We start from the raw sequence: 15,353 nt of genomic DNA, 5'->3' as shown, positions 1-15,353 counted from the left end.
GCCTCAGCCCGCCTGCGAGGCCGGGCGGCGCCGGGTCGGGTGGGTCATGGCCTCCAGCTCCAGGAGCTCGTCGAGCTGCGCCTTGGTCAGCAGGCCCTCCTCGAGGACCAGCTCGGCGACCGTCCGGTTCTCCCGCAGCGCCCGCTGCGCCACCCGCGAGCTCGCCTCGTAGCCGAGGGTGGGCGCGAGCGCCGTGACGAGGCCGATCGAGCCCTCGACGAGGCTGCGGCAGCGCTCGCGGTCGGCCTCGATGCCCTCGACGCAGCGCTTCGTCAGGGTCTCCACCGCCGCGCTCAGCATGCGGATCGAGGTGAGCACGCAGTAGCCGATGGTGGGCTCGAAGGCGTTGAGCTGGAGCTGGCCGCCCTCGGCGCACAGCGTCACGGTGAGGTCGTGGCCGATCACCAGGAAGGCCACCTGGTTGACCACCTCCGGGATCACCGGGTTGACCTTGCCGGGCATGATCGAGGAGCCCGCCTGCACGGCCGGCAGGCGGATCTCGCCGAAGCCCGTGCGGGGCCCCGAGGAGAGCAGGCGCAGGTCGTTGCAGATCTTCGAGAGCTTGACCGCCACGCGCTTCAGGACGCCGGAGAACAGCACGAAGGCGCCGAGGTCGGAGGTCGCCTCGATGAGGTTGCCCGCGAGCACCATGGGCTGGCCCGAGACCCGCGACAGCTCCTCGACGGCGAGCGCCGCGTAGCGCGGGTCGGCGTTGATGCCGGTGCCGATGGCGGTGGCCCCGAGGTTCACCTCGCGGAACAGCCGCGCGATCTCGCCGAGGCGCGCCACGTCCTCCTTGAGGGTAGCGTGGAAGCCGTCGAACTCCTGGCCCAGCGTCATCGGCACGGCGTCCTGGAGCTGCGTGCGGCCCATCTTGAGGACGTCGGCGAACTCCACGGCCTTGCCCTTGAAGGCGTAGGCGAGGTCGTCGAGGGCCTTTACCAGCGGCTCCGTGGCGAAGATCACCGCGAGGCGGAGCGCCGTCGGGTAGGCGTCGTTCGTCGACTGCGCCATGTTGACGTCGTCGTTCGGGTGCAGCGCCTCGTAGGCGCCCGGCGCCTTGCCGAGGAGGCCGAGCGCCACGTTCGCCACGACCTCGTTGGCGTTCATGTTGGTGGAGGTGCCCGCCCCGCCCTGGATCGCGTCCACCACGAAGCTCTCGGCATAGGCCTTGTCGGTGGCGATCAGGATGCAGGCCCGGTCGATGGCGTCGGCCTTGGCGGGGTCGAGGTAGCCGAGGCGCCGGTTGGCGCGGGCGGCCGCCTGCTTCACCAGGGCGAGCGCCCGCACGAATTCCGGGAAGTGGCCGACCGGCACGCCGGTGATCGGGAAGTTCGCCACCGCCCGCTTGGTGTGGATGCCCCACAGCGCGTCCGCCGGCACGTCGCTGTAGCCGAGGAGGTCGTGCTCCGAGCGGACCCGCGCCCCCTCCATCGCCACGGTGCGGACGGTGGCGACCGCGAGCGCCTCGGGCGCCCCAGCCTCGCCGGCGGTCTCCGGAACGGCCTCGCTCGCCATCATGCCCCCCCTCGCACCGCGGGCCCGGGTCTCGGCGCCGGGCCGGTTGTTTTCCCCGGGCCGATTATCTCTCCGGGCCGGTCACTGTTCCAGGCCGATGACCTGGAAGTTCGCCCGCAGCTCGTCCGACATCGGCACGTTCAGCCGCTCGCCGTTCGGCAGGCGCTTCAGGAACCACTTGTCGTAGATCCAGCTCAGCTCGCGCGATTCGGCGAGCCGGTTGAAGGTGCCGGCCACGACGCCCGCGAACTCGGGGTCGTCCCGGCGGTACATCAGCCCGTAGGGCTCGAAAGAGAGCTTGTCGGGCAGCACGGTGTAGGCCGCCCCGTCCGCGCCCGCCCCGGCGATGAGGCCGTAGAGCAGCACGTCGTCGAGGCCCAGCGCGTCGGCGCGGCCGTCCTTCACCATCGCGAAGGATTCCGCGTGGTCGCGCCCCGTCACGACGGTCGCGGGGATCCTGAGGCGGGCGAACAGGGCGCGCAGCGCCCCCTCGTTGGTGGTGCCCGCGGTGGCGGCGACCCGCTTGTCGGCGAGGTCGCGGTAGCTCTTCAGGGGCGAGTCGCGCCGCACCAGGAGCTTCGTGGCGCTGACGTAGGTGACGGGCGAGAAGGCGACCTGCTTGCGGCGCTCGGCGTTCGCGGTGGTCGAGCCGCATTCGAGGTCGATCCGGCCGTCGAGGAGCGCCGGGATGCGCGTCTCGGAGGTCACCGGCACGTAGGCCACCTTGATGTCGGAGCGGCCGACCGCCTTCGACACGTCGTCCACCACGTCGAGGCAGAGGTCGATGGCGTAGCCTACAGGATGGTCTGCGCCGGGCTCCACGAAGGAGAAGGGCAGGGAGCTCGTGCGGTAGCCGAGGCTGATCGTGCCCGTCTCGTTGACCTTCCGGAGCGTGCCGGTCAGGACCTCGACCGCGCCGGCTGGGCCGGCGGCCAGGAAGCCGGCCAGCAGGCCCGCCAGCAGGCCAGGCAGCACACCTGGGCGGGCGAGGCCGTGAACGCGTTGGCGCATGGTGCCATCTCCCCCGGGGCGCCCCGGCCCTACTCGGCTGGTTCCGGCAGCGGGTTGACGTCCCGGTCGAGGCTCTGGTCGGTCGCGGTGAGCTGGCCCTCCCACTTCGCCACCGCCACCGTCGCCACGCTGTTGCCAAGCACGTTCGTCGCCGAGCGGCCCATGTCGAGGAACTGGTCGATGCCGATGATGAGCAGCAGGCCCGCCTCGGGGATGTGGAACTGCGACAGGGTCGCGGAGATCACCACCAGCGAGGCGCGGGGCACGCCCGCCATGCCCTTCGAGGTCACCATCAGGAGGAGCAGCATGGTGAGCTGCTGCCCGAGCGTCAGGGGGATGTTGTAGGCCTGGGCGATGAACATCACCGCGAAGGTGCAGTACATCATCGAGCCGTCGAGGTTGAACGAGTAGCCCATCGGCAGCACGAACGAGGTGATGCGGTTGGGCACGCCGTAGCGCTCGAGGTTCGCCAGGGTCTTCGGATAGGCGGCCTCGCTCGACGCGGTCGAGAAGGCGAGCACGAAGGGCTCCTTGATCAGGTTGACGAGGCGGCGGATGCCGCCCGCGCCGACGAGCAGGAAGCCCGCGAAGACGAGCAGGCACCACAGCATCGCGAGGCTGAAGTAGAACTCCAGCATGAACTTCGCGTAGGTGACGATGACGCCGATGCCCTGGGTGGTGATGGTCGCCGCGATCGCCGCGAACACGGCCACGGGGGCGAAGTTCATCACGTAGCCGGTGATCTTCAGCATCACGTCGGCGAGGCTCTCGATGCCGACCGCCAACGGCTTGCCCTTCTCGCCGATGGCGGCGAGCGCCACCCCGAAGAACACCGAGAACACCACGATCTGCAGGATCTCGTTGTTGGCCATCGCCTCCACGGGGCTCTTCGGCACCAGGTGGATGACGAACTCCTTTAGCGAGAGCGAGGCGGCCTTGAGGTTCGTCGAGGCGCCGGCATCGGGCAGCGGCAGGTTCAGGTTGCTGCCGGGCTGCAGCAGGTTGACCATCACGAGGCCGAGGAGCAGCGAGCAGAACGAGGCGCCGACGAACCAGAGCAGCGCCTTGCCGCCGACGCGGCCGACCGAGGCGGTGTCGCCGAGGTGCGCGATGCCGACCACCAGGGTCGAGAACACCAGCGGCGCGATGATCATCTTGATCAGCCGCAGGAAGATGTCGCTGATCAGCGAGATGTAGCCTGAGATTTCCTTGGCGGTCTGTGGGTCGGGCCAGGTGATGCTGCAGAGGTACCCGACCACGATGCCGAGCAGCATCCCGATGAAGATGTACGTCGTCAGCCTCGTACCCATCAGGATCGCCCCCGCAGCCATTTGTCACGCGCCGGTCATGGGATGAAATCAAGCAGGAAGCAGGCCATTCGGCAAGTTGTGGAACGCGCGACCGAGTGACAACGCGGGCGAAAGCCTCGCGGACGCCAGCTTGACCCGGACGGCAACGCGTGCCCTTTCTCGTGCCCGGGCAACCGGCCCGGACCGTCCCCCTCGGGGCGCCCGCGGTACGGGACTTGCTCCCCGCGGCGCGCCGCCTCGCCGGCCCCGCGAGGTTCCCGCCGCGAACGCACTTTCCCGACCCTCAGCAACCGTCGAGTCGAGCCGCCGCCGGATGGATGTCTTCGTACAGCAGCTGATCAACGGCCTGACGCTCGGGTCGATCTACGGCCTGATCGCGATCGGCTACACGATGGTGTTCGGCATCATCGGCATGGTGAACTTCGCCCACGGCGACGTCTTCATGGTGTCGAGCTTCATCGCGCTGATCGCCTTCCTGATCCTCACCGCCTGGCTCGGGGTCTCGTCGCTGGCGCTCGCCTTCCTGATCGTGCTCGTGGTCAGCATGGCGCTCACCGCGCTCTGGGGCTGGGCGATCGAGCGCGTCGCCTACCGGCCCCTGCGCGGCTCCTTCCGGCTGGCGCCGCTGATCTCGGCGATCGGCGTCTCGATCTTCCTGTCGAACTTCGTGCAGGTGGCCCAGGGCGCCCGCAACAAGCCGACGCCGCCCATGCTCAACGGCGGCTTCACCCTGTTCGAGGAGGGCGGCTACGCGGTGACGCTCTCCTACAAGCAGTGCCTGATCATGGTGGTGACGGCGGTGCTGCTCACGGGCTTCTGGTACCTCGTGCAGCGCACCCCCTTCGGCCGGGCGCAGCGCGCCTGCGAGCAGGACCGCAAGATGGCCGCCCTCCTCGGCATCGACGTCGACCGCACCATCTCGCTCACCTTCGTGCTCGGCGCGGCGCTGGCGGCGGTCGCGGGCGTCCTCTACCTGATGTACTACGGCGTGGTGTCGTTCTCGGACGGGTTCGTGCCCGGTGTGAAGGCCTTCACGGCCGCCGTGCTCGGGGGGATCGGCTCGCTGCCGGGCGCCGTGCTCGGAGGGCTCATCATCGGGCTCATCGAGACCTTCTGGTCGGCCTACTTCTCGATCGAGTACAAGGACGTGGCGGCCTTCTCGATCCTCGCCATCGTGCTGATCTTCATGCCCTCGGGAATCCTCGGCCGCGCCGAGGTCGAGAAGGTCTGAGCCGGCGATGCCGACCCACGCGCAGGCCGCCGGCCCCGCCCCGATTCCCGCGATCCTGAAGGACGCCGCCCTCTACGCCCTCGTGGCGTTCGGGCTCTGCGTCCCCATCGTCAGCTACCGGACCGACCTGAGCCAGACGAGCGCCCTCGACCTGACGCCCCGCTGGGGCCTCGTCGCGGCCCTCTGCGGGGCGATCTTCGCCCTGCGGATCGTCCAGCGCCTCGTGCTCCTGCGCCGCGACGCCCGGCGCGCCCTGACGCCCTCGGCCCACCAGGCCACCGAGGCGGTGCAGGCCGAGCCGAATGCCGGCCAGCGCGTCGGCCGGGTCGCGCTGCCGCTGTTCATCGGGTTCGCGCTGTTCCTGCCCCTCATCGCGGCGCTCGCCACCGGGGGGCTGTCCTCGGCCCGCTACTGGATCGACCTCGGCATCCTGATCCTCACCTACGTGATGCTCGGCTGGGGCCTCAACATCGTGGTCGGCCTCGCGGGCCTGCTCGACCTCGGCTACGTCGCCTTCTACGCGGTGGGGGCCTATTCCTACGCCCTGCTCTCGACGACCTTCGGGCTCTCCTTCTGGATCTGCCTGCCGCTCGCCGGCCTGTTCGCGGCGCTCTGGGGCATGCTCCTCGGCTTCCCGGTGCTGCGCCTGCGCGGCGACTACCTCGCCATCGTGACGCTGGCCTTCGGCGAGATCATCCGCCTCGTGCTCATCAACTGGACGGACTTCACGGGCGGCGCGGCCGGCATCTCGTCGATCCCCCGCGCGACCTTCTTCGGCCTGCCCTTCACGGCGGGCGAGGACGGCTTCGCGGCCCGCTTCGGCCTGCCCTTCGACTCGATGCACCGCATCGTCTTCCTGTACTACCTGATCCTGGCGCTGGCCCTCGTCACCAACCTCGTGACGCTGCGCCTGCGCCGCCTGCCGGTCGGGCGCGCCTGGGAGGCCCTGCGCGAGGACGAGATCGCCTGCCGCTCGCTGGGCATCAACACCACCACGACGAAGCTCACGGCCTTCGCCCTCGGCGCCATGTTCGGCGGCTTCGCGGGCTCCTTCTTCGCCGTGCGCCAGGGCTTCATCAGCCCCGAGAGCTTCAACTTCCTGGAGAGCGCCATCATCCTCGCCATCGTCGTCCTCGGCGGCATGGGCAGCCAGGTCGGCGTCGCGGTGGCGGCGGTGGCGATGGTCGGCGGCCCCGAGCTCCTGCGCAACCTCGGCTTCCTGAAGGCCGTGTTCGGCGAGGGCTTCGACCCGAACGAGTACCGCCTGCTGCTGTTCGGCCTCGCCATGGTGGCCATGATGGTCTGGCGCCCCCGGGGGCTGATCTCGGAGCGGGTGCCCTCGGTCGCCCTCAAGGAGCGCCGCGCCATCGCGGGCAGCCTCGTGCGCGAGGGGCACGGCTGATGGGCGCCGACACCCGCGACGCGGTGCTGGCCGTCGAGCACCTCACCATGCGCTTCGGCGGGCTGACCGCCGTCGGCGACCTCTCCTTCCGGGTGCGGCGCGGCGACATCACCGCGCTGATCGGCCCGAACGGGGCCGGCAAGACCACGGTCTTCAACTGCATCACCGGCTTCTACAAGCCCACCGAGGGGCGGCTCTCGCTCAGCCACGGCGACGGCGCCGTGCACCTCCTGGAGCGCCTGCCGAACCACGCGGTGAACCGGCGCGCGCGGGTCGCCCGCACCTTCCAGAACATCCGCCTGTTCTCCGGCATGACGGTGCTGGAGAACCTGTTGGTGGCCCAGCACGCGCCGCTGATGCGCGCCTCGGGGATGACGGTGCTGGGGCTTCTCGGCATCGGCGGCTACCGCGCGGCGGAGGCCGCCGCGATCGAGCGGGCCAAGGCCTGGCTGGAGCGCATCGACCTCACGGCGCGCGCCGACGATCCGGCGGGCGACCTGCCCTACGGCGCCCAGCGCCGGCTCGAGATCGCCCGGGCGATGTGCACCGATCCGGTGCTGCTCTGCCTCGACGAGCCGGCGGCCGGCCTCAACCCGCGCGAGTCGCTGGAGCTGAACGCGCTGCTGCGCCACATCCGCGACGCGCACGACACCTCCGTGCTCCTCATCGAGCACGACATGTCGGTGGTGATGGAGATCTCCGACCACGTGGTCGTGCTCGATTACGGCGTGAAGATCGCCGACGGCACCCCCGCCGAGATCCGCGCGGACCCCCGCGTCATCGCCGCCTACCTCGGCGTCGAGGACGAGGAGGTCGAGGCGGTGGAGGCCGAGGTCGGCATCGCGCACGTCGCTGCCGACCACGGTCCTGCCGATGCGGATGCGGCCGCGAAGGTGCACCCATGAGCGTCGCCGGCATCAACGTCCTCGTCGAGGAGACCCGCGCCCGCCAGGCGGCGGCCGCCGAGCCGCTCCTCGCGGTCCGGGGCGTCTCGACCTACTACGGCAGCGTCGCGGCGCTGCGCTCCGTCGACATGGACGTCGCCCGGGGCGAGATCGTCACGCTGATCGGCGCCAACGGGGCCGGCAAGTCGACCCTGATGATGACGATCTTCGGGGCGCCCCAGGCGCGCTCGGGCACGATCCACTACGCGGGGCGGGACATCACCCGGCTGCCCTCGCACGAGATCGCCCGCCTCGGCATCGCGCAATCGCCGGAGGGGCGGCGCGTCTTCCCGCGCATGACCGTCTACGAGAACCTGCAGATGGGCGCCGCGCTGCACGGCGGGCGCCACTTCGCGGAGGACCTGGAGCGGGTCTGCGCCCTGTTCCCCCGCCTCAAGGAGCGTTTGTACCAGCGCGGCGGCACCATGTCGGGGGGCGAGCAGCAGATGCTCGCCATCGCCCGCGCCCTGATGAGCCGGCCGACCCTCCTCCTCCTCGACGAGCCCTCGCTCGGCCTCGCGCCCCTCGTGGTGAAGCAGATCTTCGGGGCGATCCGCGACCTCAACGCGCGGGACGGGATGACGATCTTCCTCGTGGAGCAGAACGCCTACCACGCGCTGAAGCTCGCCCACCGGGGCTACGTGCTGGTCAACGGGCGCATCACCCTGAGTGGCACCGGCCGCCAGCTCCTCGACGATCCCTCCATCAAGGCCGCCTACCTCGAGGGCGGCCACCCGGGCGTGGAGACCTGAGCCGATGCAGGGGATCCTCTACGAGGAGGCGTCGGTCGGCCTCTTCCTGCTCGTCACGGTGCTGATGGGCGGCTGGGCCGCCTGGATGACCGCCCGCGGGCTCGCCCGCGCCTGGCGCCCGTTCTGGCAGTGCGTGCCGGCGCTCCTCGCGGTCGCCGCCGCCGTGCGCTTCATCCACTTCGCCCTGTTCGAGGGCACGCTCCTGTCGGCGCAGTACTACGCGGTCGACGCGGCCGTGGTGCTCGCGGTGGGGGCGGTGGGTTTCCGGGTGACCCGCACCCGGCAGATGACCACACAGTATCGCTGGCTCTACGAGCGCACCAGCCCGCTGACCTGGCGCGCGCGTGCGGCCGCCGAGGGACCCTGATCCGCCTCAAGGCACACGCGGCGCCGGGCGGACATCACACGGAGGGAACAGGATGAGATCGATGCTTCTGGCCGGCCTCGCGCTCGGCCTACTGGCCTCGGGCGCGGCCCAGGCGCAGGTCAAGATCGGCGTGGCGAGCCCGCTCACCGGCGGCAGCGCGGCCTTCGGCAACCAGATCCGCAACGGCGTCACCCAGGCCGTCGAGGACATCAACAAGGCCGGCGGCGTGAAGGTCGGCGGCAAGTCCGAGAAGTTCGTCCTCTCGGTGGGCGACGACGCCTCCGACCCGAAGCAGGGTGTCTCGGTGGCGAACAAGTTCGCCTCGGAGGGCGTCAAGATGGTCGTCGGCGACTTCAACTCCGGCGTCTCGATCCCGTCCTCGGACGTCTACCAGGATGCCGGCATCATCCAGATCACCCCGGCTTCCACGAACGTGAAGTTCACCGAGCGCGGCAACTGGAACACCTTCCGGACCTGCGGCCGCGACGACCAGCAGGGCGCTGTGGCGGGCGAGTACCTCGCCAGCAACTTCAAGGGCAAGAAGGTCGCCTTCGTCCACGACAAGACCCCCTACGGCAAGGGGCTCGCCGACGAGACCCTGAAGACCTTCAAGGCCAAGGGCGGCGGCAAGGAGGCCGTCTACGAGGGCATCAACCCGGGCGAGAAGGACTATTCGGCCCTCGTCTCGAAGCTGAAGCAGGCGGGCGTCGAGGTCGTCTACTTCGGCGGCATCCACACCGAGGCCGGCCTGATCGTGCGCCAGATGCGCGACCAGGGCCTCAAGGCCCCCCTCATGGGCGGTGATGGCATCACCGACAAGGAGTTCGTGCAGATCGCCGGCCCCGGCTCCGAGGGCACGCTGATGACCTTCTCGCCCGACGCGCGCAAGAACCCGAACGCCAAGGACGTGGTGGCGGCCTTCAAGGCCAAGAACATCGATCCCGAGGCCTACACGCTCTACGCCTACGCGGCCGTGCAGATCCTCAAGAACGCCATGGAGGCGACGGGCTCGACGGACGGCAAGAAGCTCGCCGACTACCTGCACCAGGGCAAGCCGAACCAGACCGTGATCGGCGACATCGCCTACGACAAGAAGGGCGACATCACCCGGCCCGACTACGTCCTCTACATGTGGAAGAAGAACGCCTCGGGCGCGATCGACTACACGGGCAACGAGATCACCCAGTAGTCCTGTGATCCTGGGTCGGCGATTCGGCGAATTCGTCGGGCCGTCGACACCCTGAGGCGGCAACCGAAACCCGCTACAACCACAACACAGCAAGGGGGCCGTCGCCGGATGCCGGGGGCGGCCCTTTCCGTTGCCTGGGGGGCTCCGATTCCTTGCAGAAAAGTCACAGTGGGCGGCGACCTGCTGTGAGTCCCGGGCCCGGAGCGCATAAGCGCTTGAGTCCCGAGCGTATTGAATTATCCAATTGTATTCAGGGTGAAGCACACGAACAGTGCTCACGGGCAGAACAGCTAGCACAACGAATGTGCAGCCCGATGGAGAGCCCGCACCGCCCGGCCGCGAAGGCCATGGGGGTGTGCGGCCGCATCGGAACGCCCTGTGGGCATGTCAGCTGGGTTGGGGTTGGACACATGATCAAGATCAAGTCGGTACTGCTCGGTGGCGCTGCGGGTCTCGCGACCGTGGTCGGCGCACAGGCTGCGGACCTGCCGATCAAGAAGGCTGCGCCGATCGAGTACGTGCGCGTCTGCTCCGCCTACGGCGCGGGCTTCTTCTACATCCCGGGCACCGATACCTGCCTGCGCGTCTCGGGCCGCGCCCGCTTCGAGGCCGGCGTCGTCGGATCCAACTACGTCCGCGGCAGCGACCTCTCGAACTACCGCGGCGCGATGCGCCTCAACGTCGACGCCCGCACGCAGACCGCCTAGGGACGCTCCGCGCCTTCACCCGCCTCGACGTCCAGAGCCGCACCGGCAACTTCGTGACCTCGGGCTCGCAGCAGCGCATCGGCAACGCCTTCCCGGCGCTCGGCCCCGACACGTTCGGCCGCGCCCAGCAGTACGTGAACGTCGACAAGGCCTTCGTGCAGTTCGCCGGCCTGACCGCGGGTCGCGCCTCGTCGTTCTTCGACTTCTACGCCCACGACTTCGAGATCATGGCCCTGTCCCTCGGTTCGGACGTGGCCTCCACGAACCTCCTCGCCTACACGGCGAAGTTCGGCGAGGGCTGGTCGGCCACGATCTCGCTCGAGGATCCGACCTTCCGCTGGCAGCCGATCTTCTCGTCGATCTCGAACCAGGCGACGGCCAACTCCTCCTTCGCGGTGTTCGTCAACAACGCCTCGCTCTCGCCGGTGGCCAACGCCTTCAACGCGGCCGGCCTGCCGACCTCCGAGGTCTACTTCGACGTCACCCAGAAGAACCGCACCCCCGACTTCGTCGGCGCGCTCCGCCTCGACCAGGCCTGGGGTTCGGCCCAGCTCTCGGCCGCCGTCCACGAGGTCGGCATCGGCAACCCGACCGGCACCATCTTCGGGCTGAACGGCGGCGCCGCCTCCCTCGCCGCGGTCCGCCGCCCCTCCAACGAGTACGGCTGGGCCGTGCAGGGCGGCATCAAGGTGAACCTGCCCTTCATCGCCCCGGGCGACACCCTCTACCTGCAGGGTGCCTACGGTGAGGGCGCGATGTCCTACACCGGCTTCCAGGCCTACACCGCGACCTGGATCCAGAGCTCGACGCTCAACCAGAACACCCAGTTCGCGCAGTACTTCAACGACGCCGTCGTCAACCCGATCACCGGCCGCATCGAGCTGTCGAACAGCTTCACGGTCGTGGCGTCCTACCTGCACTACTGGTCGCCGGAGTGGCGCTCGGCCTTCTACGGCTCCTACGGCGAGGTCCAGTACAGCAAGGCCGCCCGCGCCGCGCTCAGCCTCTCGAACGGCGCCATCGGCGGCACCGTGCCCCCGTCCTTCATCACCAACCCGGCCGGCTACGCCCTCAGCCCCGTGCTCCGGGACGTCAACCAGGTGGTGGCCGGCGCGAGCCTGATCTGGTCGCCGGTGAAGGACCTCGATATCGGCATGGAGGGTCTCTACACCCGCGTCGGCCTCAACCAGGGCCGCACGCCGGACCTGACCCGCACGCTGACGATCGCCGGCCAGCCCGCCTACACGGTGACCCAGCAGGACTCCTACCAGATCCGCGCCCGCGTCCAGCGCGACTTCTAAGACCCGACGACCCGAAGCCCCCGCGCGACGACCTCGCGCGGGGGCTTTCGCATGCGTGGCGCACGAGCGCCAGCAAGCGCCTGTGAGTGCGACAAAATCCGCTTGTCCTCACCTGCGTCGCGCGCCGGGGCCGGCACCATCATTGCAGAGGCGCGACGTCCTGCTAGGCTCGGGTTCAACGGCGCAGGGAAGATCGTTCCCCGGCCGGCGGGCGATTGACGGATCAGGAGTCCCCTTGTCGATGCATTCCCAACCACGTCTCCGCGCAAGCGTCGCGGCCCTCGGCCTGTTCCTCGCGACCGCCGGCGCCGCCGGGGCCCAGGAACTCACCGGCACCCTCAAGAAGGTCAAGGACACGGGCGCCATCACCATCGGCTACCGCGATTCGTCGGTGCCGTTCTCCTACCTGGACGCCAACCAGAAGCCGGTCGGCTACGCGATGGACATCTGCCTGCGGATCGCCGACGCCGTGAAGCAGAATCTCGGCCTGCAGAAGATCGACGTTAAGCTCAACCCCGTCACCTCGGCGACCCGCATCCCGCTGATGGCCAACGGCACCATCGATCTCGAGTGCGGCTCGACCACCAACAACGCCGAGCGCGAGAAGCAGGTCTGGTTCACCAACTCGCACTTCCTGACCGCGACCCGCTACGTTTCCAAGAAGTCGGCCAACCTTCACACGATCGAGGACCTGAAGGGCAAGACCGTCGTCTCGACCTCGGGCACCACGAACATCAAGCAGATCAACGAGGCCAACGTCGAGCGCAAGCTCGGCCTGACCATCCTGCCCGCCAAGGACCACGCCGAGGCGTTCCTGATGGTCGAGACCGGGCGCGCTGTGGCCTTCGTGATGGACGACGTGCTGCTCGCCTCGCTCGCCGCCGCATCGAAGGATCCGGGCGCCTACGAGATATCGACCGAGGCCCTCTCGAAGCCCGAGCCCTACGGCATCATGGTGCGCAAGGACGACGCGGCCTTCAAGAAGGTGGCGGACGAGGCGACCGCCAAGCTCTACACGAGCCCCGAGGGCAAGACGCTCTACGACAAGTGGTTCACCCAGCCGATCCCCCCGCGCAACATCAACCTGAACCTGCCGATGAGCGCGGAGATGAAGAAGCAGTTCACCACGCCGATCTCCAGCCCGGACCCGGCCGCCTACTGACCTGAACCGGAGCCGGTTCCGCGAGCGCGGGGCCGGCTCCGCCTCCTTCACGGCCCTCCCTTCCTCGCGCGGCTGAACCGGGACCGATGAACTACAACTGGAACTGGGGCATCTTCCTCGAAGCGAGCCCCGAGGGCACCGGCACCTACGCCGACATGCTGCTGTCCGGCCTGCTCTGGACCATCGCCACCGCGCTCTCGTCCTGGGTGATCGCCTTCTGCCTCGGCTCGCTGATCGGCGTGCTGCGCACGCTGCCCAGCAAGGCGGCGAACGCCGTCGGGACGGCCTACGTGGAGCTGTTCCGCAACATCCCGCTCCTCGTGCAGATGTTCCTCTGGTACTTCGTGCTGCCGGAGGTGCTCCCGCAGGCCTGGGGCAACTGGCTGAAGCAACTGCCGAACGCGCCCTTCTACACCGGCGTCGTCTGCCTCGGCTTCTTCACCGCCTCCCGCGTCGCCGAGCAGGTCCGCGCCGGCATCCAGTCCCTGCCGCGCGGGCAGCGCATGGCCGGCACCGCGATGGGCTTCACGGTGGCGCAGACCTACCGCTACGTGATCCTGCCGAACGCCTACCGGATCATCCTGCCCCCGCTCACCTCCGAGTTCCTGAACAACCTCAAGAACACGTCGGTGGCCCTCACCATCGGCCTCCTGGAGCTGACCGCCCGCGCCCGCTCCATGCAGGAATTCTCGTTCCAGGTGTTCGAGGCCTTCACGGCCGCCACGATCCTGTACGTCCTCATCAACCTCGTCGTGATCACCTGCGCGAGCTACCTCGAGCGGGCCGTGGCGGTTCCGGGGCAGCGCTGATGTTCGCAAACTTCGATTTCAGCGTCATCGGGTCGTCGCTGCCCTACCTGTTCGGCCAGGGCATGATCTTCACCGTGACCCTGACGGCGCTCGCGGCCGGCATGGGCATCATCCTCGGCACGCTGCTCGCCATGATGCGCCTGTCGGGCGTGCCCGGCCTCAAGCAGGTGGCCAAAACCTACGTGGAGCTGATGCGCTCCCTGCCCCTCGTGCTGGTGATCTTCTGGTTCTACTTCCTGGTGCCCTACATCGGCGCCTACGTGACCGGCTCGCCGAACCCGATCCAGGTCGGCGCCTTCCCGTCGGCCTTGATCACCTTCACGCTGTTCGAGGCGGCCTACTTCTCCGAGATCATGCGGGCGGGCATCCAGTCGATCCCCAAGGGCCAGAGCGGCGCCGCCTCGGCGCTGGGCATGACCTACTGGCAGTCGATGACGAACGTCATCCTGCCCCAGGCCTTCCGGAACATGCTGCCGCTGCTGCTCACGCAGACCATCGTGCTGTTCCAGGACACCTCGCTCGTCTACGTTCTGTCGCTGACGGACTTCCTCGGGGCCGCCTCGAAGGTCGCCCAGCGCGACGGGCGCCTCGTCGAGATGTACCTGTTCGCGGCGGTCGTCTACTTCGCCGTGTGCTTCACGGCCTCCTTCCTGGTGCGGCGCCTGCAGCGCCGCGTCGCCATCATCCGCTGACGCACCGTTCCGAGGAGCGCGCCATGACCTCATCGCCGATGCCCGGCCCCGTCGTCACCGAGCCGGTCGCCACCGGCGCCGAGGCACCCACGGATGACGGGCTGCAGCCCGGCCGCCTCGTCACGCCGCAGGCGGGCGCCGCCGCCGGCGCGTCGATGATCGACATCAGCGGCGTCAGCAAGTGGTACGGCGACTTCCAGGTGCTGACGGACTGCACCACCCGCATCGCCAAGGGCGACGTCGTGGTGGTCTGCGGCCCCTCGGGCTCCGGCAAGTCGACGCTGATCAAGTGCGTGAACGCCCTGGAGCCCTTCCAGAAGGGCCAGATCACGGTGGACGGCACCAAGATCGCCGACAAGTCCACCAACCTGCCCAAGCTCCGCTCGCGGGTCGGCATGGTGTTCCAGCACTTCGAGCTGTTCCCCCATCTCTCGATCACCGAGAACCTCACCATCGCGCAGCGCAAGGTGCTCGGCCGCTCGTCCGAGGACGCGAAGAAGCGGGGTCTCGATCTCCTCGCCCGCGTCGGCCTCTCGGCCCATGCCGCGAAGTACCCGGGCCAGCTCTCGGGCGGCCAGCAGCAGCGCGTGGCCATCGCCCGGGCGCTCGCCATGAACCCCGTGGTGATGCTGTTCGACGAGCCGACCTCGGCGCTCGACCCCGAGATGGTCGGCGAGGTGCTCGACGTCATGGTGGAGCTCGCCCGCGACGGCATGACCATGATGGTCGTCACCCACGAGATGGGCTTCGCCCGGAAGGTCGCCGACCGGGTGATCTTCATGGACCGCGGCGAGATCGTGGAGGACGCCAGCAAGGACGACTTCTTCGGCAAGCCGCGCTCCGAGCGCGCCCAGACCTTCCTGTCGAAGATCCTGCAGCACTGACGGGGCCCGCCCCGCCGGTGCGGGGCGGTCTTCGCCTGAGGGAACCGGAGGCCCGGCCCGCACCCGGTTCGAGG

General features: G+C 69.1%; 13 protein-coding genes and 1 pseudogene. 11 read left to right on the top strand and 3 right to left on the bottom strand.

The genetic code is table 11. The annotated features are described in order from the left end of the window. Positions 1 to 3: 3 nt before the first annotated feature. The 3 genes from ACLBXP_RS19695 to ACLBXP_RS19685 all read right to left on the bottom strand — a co-directional run bounded on the left by ACLBXP_RS19695 (position 4) and on the right by ACLBXP_RS19685 (position 3,839). Complete coding sequence (locus tag ACLBXP_RS19695) at positions 4 to 1,521, bottom strand: aspartate ammonia-lyase (RefSeq protein WP_447669478.1); 1,518 nt, start codon at positions 1,519 to 1,521, stop codon at positions 4 to 6. Positions 1,522 to 1,599: 78 nt separating this feature from the next. Further along, a complete protein-coding gene (locus tag ACLBXP_RS19690; protein ID WP_447669476.1) occupies positions 1,600 to 2,529 on the bottom strand; it encodes an amino acid ABC transporter substrate-binding protein in 930 nt (309 codons plus the stop codon). Between the two features lie 29 nt (positions 2,530 to 2,558). Further along, complete coding sequence (locus ACLBXP_RS19685; protein WP_447669475.1) at positions 2,559 to 3,839, bottom strand: dicarboxylate/amino acid:cation symporter; 1,281 nt, start codon at positions 3,837 to 3,839, stop codon at positions 2,559 to 2,561. A 313-nt stretch (positions 3,840 to 4,152) separates the two neighbouring features. Between ACLBXP_RS19685 and ACLBXP_RS19680 the strand changes: the two genes are divergently transcribed. From ACLBXP_RS19680 to ACLBXP_RS19630, 11 genes and pseudogenes are all read left to right on the top strand, one after another. Beyond that, positions 4,153 to 5,070: a branched-chain amino acid ABC transporter permease gene (locus tag ACLBXP_RS19680; protein ID WP_447669474.1), complete on the top strand. Its 918-nt coding sequence runs from the start codon at positions 4,153 to 4,155 to the stop codon at positions 5,068 to 5,070. A gap of 7 nt (positions 5,071 to 5,077) precedes the next feature. Then, positions 5,078 to 6,472, top strand: a complete 1,395-nt coding sequence (gene livM, locus ACLBXP_RS19675; protein WP_447669473.1) for a high-affinity branched-chain amino acid ABC transporter permease LivM — start codon at positions 5,078 to 5,080, stop codon at positions 6,470 to 6,472. Beyond that, positions 6,472 to 7,377, top strand: a complete 906-nt coding sequence (locus ACLBXP_RS19670; RefSeq protein ID WP_447669472.1) for an ABC transporter ATP-binding protein — start codon at positions 6,472 to 6,474, stop codon at positions 7,375 to 7,377. The genes livM and ACLBXP_RS19670 overlap by 1 nt, the downstream gene beginning before the upstream one ends. Further along, complete coding sequence (locus ACLBXP_RS19665; RefSeq protein WP_447669471.1) at positions 7,374 to 8,168, top strand: ABC transporter ATP-binding protein; 795 nt, start codon at positions 7,374 to 7,376, stop codon at positions 8,166 to 8,168. Before ACLBXP_RS19670 ends, ACLBXP_RS19665 begins: the two co-directional genes overlap by 4 nt. Before the next feature lie 4 nt (positions 8,169 to 8,172). Then, complete coding sequence (locus ACLBXP_RS19660) at positions 8,173 to 8,535, top strand: DUF6867 family protein (protein WP_447669470.1); 363 nt, start codon at positions 8,173 to 8,175, stop codon at positions 8,533 to 8,535. 52 nt (positions 8,536 to 8,587) lie between these two features. Further along, complete coding sequence (locus tag ACLBXP_RS19655; protein WP_447669469.1) at positions 8,588 to 9,724, top strand: branched-chain amino acid ABC transporter substrate-binding protein; 1,137 nt, start codon at positions 8,588 to 8,590, stop codon at positions 9,722 to 9,724. Positions 9,725 to 10,134: 410 nt separating this feature from the next. Beyond that, a pseudogene (locus ACLBXP_RS19650) lies at positions 10,135 to 11,732 on the top strand (porin). 241 nt (positions 11,733 to 11,973) lie between these two features. Further along, the gene (locus ACLBXP_RS19645; RefSeq protein WP_447669468.1) at positions 11,974 to 12,894 is read left to right on the top strand and encodes an amino acid ABC transporter substrate-binding protein; all 921 of its coding nucleotides are present in this window, start codon (positions 11,974 to 11,976) and stop codon (positions 12,892 to 12,894) included. An 86-nt stretch (positions 12,895 to 12,980) separates the two neighbouring features. Continuing rightward, positions 12,981 to 13,703: an amino acid ABC transporter permease gene (locus tag ACLBXP_RS19640; protein ID WP_447669467.1), complete on the top strand. Its 723-nt coding sequence runs from the start codon at positions 12,981 to 12,983 to the stop codon at positions 13,701 to 13,703. Beyond that, positions 13,703 to 14,395 carry an amino acid ABC transporter permease gene (locus ACLBXP_RS19635; protein ID WP_447669466.1) on the top strand — a complete coding sequence of 231 codons (693 nt, stop codon included), beginning with the start codon at positions 13,703 to 13,705 and terminating at the stop codon, positions 14,393 to 14,395. Before ACLBXP_RS19640 ends, ACLBXP_RS19635 begins: the two co-directional genes overlap by 1 nt. Positions 14,396 to 14,550: 155 nt before the next feature. Next, the gene (locus ACLBXP_RS19630; RefSeq protein WP_447669499.1) at positions 14,551 to 15,279 is read left to right on the top strand and encodes an amino acid ABC transporter ATP-binding protein; all 729 of its coding nucleotides are present in this window, start codon (positions 14,551 to 14,553) and stop codon (positions 15,277 to 15,279) included. Positions 15,280 to 15,353: the final 74 nt, after the last annotated feature.

The organism is Methylobacterium sp. A54F (assembly GCF_053346035.1).
Note: the sequence above shows the minus strand (reverse complement) of the source record. Positions and strands in the feature narration are given on the sequence as shown.

Coding starts and splice junctions, on each gene's coding strand:
- ACLBXP_RS19630 (WP_447669499.1), top strand. CDS start 14,551: ATGATCGACATCAGCGGCGTCAGCAAGTGGTACGGCGACTTCCAGGTG.
- ACLBXP_RS19660 (WP_447669470.1), top strand. CDS start 8,173: ATGCAGGGGATCCTCTACGAGGAGGCGTCGGTCGGCCTCTTCCTGCTC.
- ACLBXP_RS19685 (WP_447669475.1), bottom strand. CDS start 3,839: ATGGGTACGAGGCTGACGACGTACATCTTCATCGGGATGCTGCTCGGC.
- ACLBXP_RS19655 (WP_447669469.1), top strand. CDS start 8,588: ATGAGATCGATGCTTCTGGCCGGCCTCGCGCTCGGCCTACTGGCCTCG.
- ACLBXP_RS19640 (WP_447669467.1), top strand. CDS start 12,981: ATGAACTACAACTGGAACTGGGGCATCTTCCTCGAAGCGAGCCCCGAG.
- ACLBXP_RS19665 (WP_447669471.1), top strand. CDS start 7,374: ATGAGCGTCGCCGGCATCAACGTCCTCGTCGAGGAGACCCGCGCCCGC.
- ACLBXP_RS19695 (WP_447669478.1), bottom strand. CDS start 1,521: ATGATGGCGAGCGAGGCCGTTCCGGAGACCGCCGGCGAGGCTGGGGCG.
- ACLBXP_RS19690 (WP_447669476.1), bottom strand. CDS start 2,529: ATGCGCCAACGCGTTCACGGCCTCGCCCGCCCAGGTGTGCTGCCTGGC.
- ACLBXP_RS19645 (WP_447669468.1), top strand. CDS start 11,974: ATGCATTCCCAACCACGTCTCCGCGCAAGCGTCGCGGCCCTCGGCCTG.
- livM (WP_447669473.1), top strand. CDS start 5,078: ATGCCGACCCACGCGCAGGCCGCCGGCCCCGCCCCGATTCCCGCGATC.
- ACLBXP_RS19635 (WP_447669466.1), top strand. CDS start 13,703: ATGTTCGCAAACTTCGATTTCAGCGTCATCGGGTCGTCGCTGCCCTAC.
- ACLBXP_RS19680 (WP_447669474.1), top strand. CDS start 4,153: ATGGATGTCTTCGTACAGCAGCTGATCAACGGCCTGACGCTCGGGTCG.
- ACLBXP_RS19670 (WP_447669472.1), top strand. CDS start 6,472: ATGGGCGCCGACACCCGCGACGCGGTGCTGGCCGTCGAGCACCTCACC.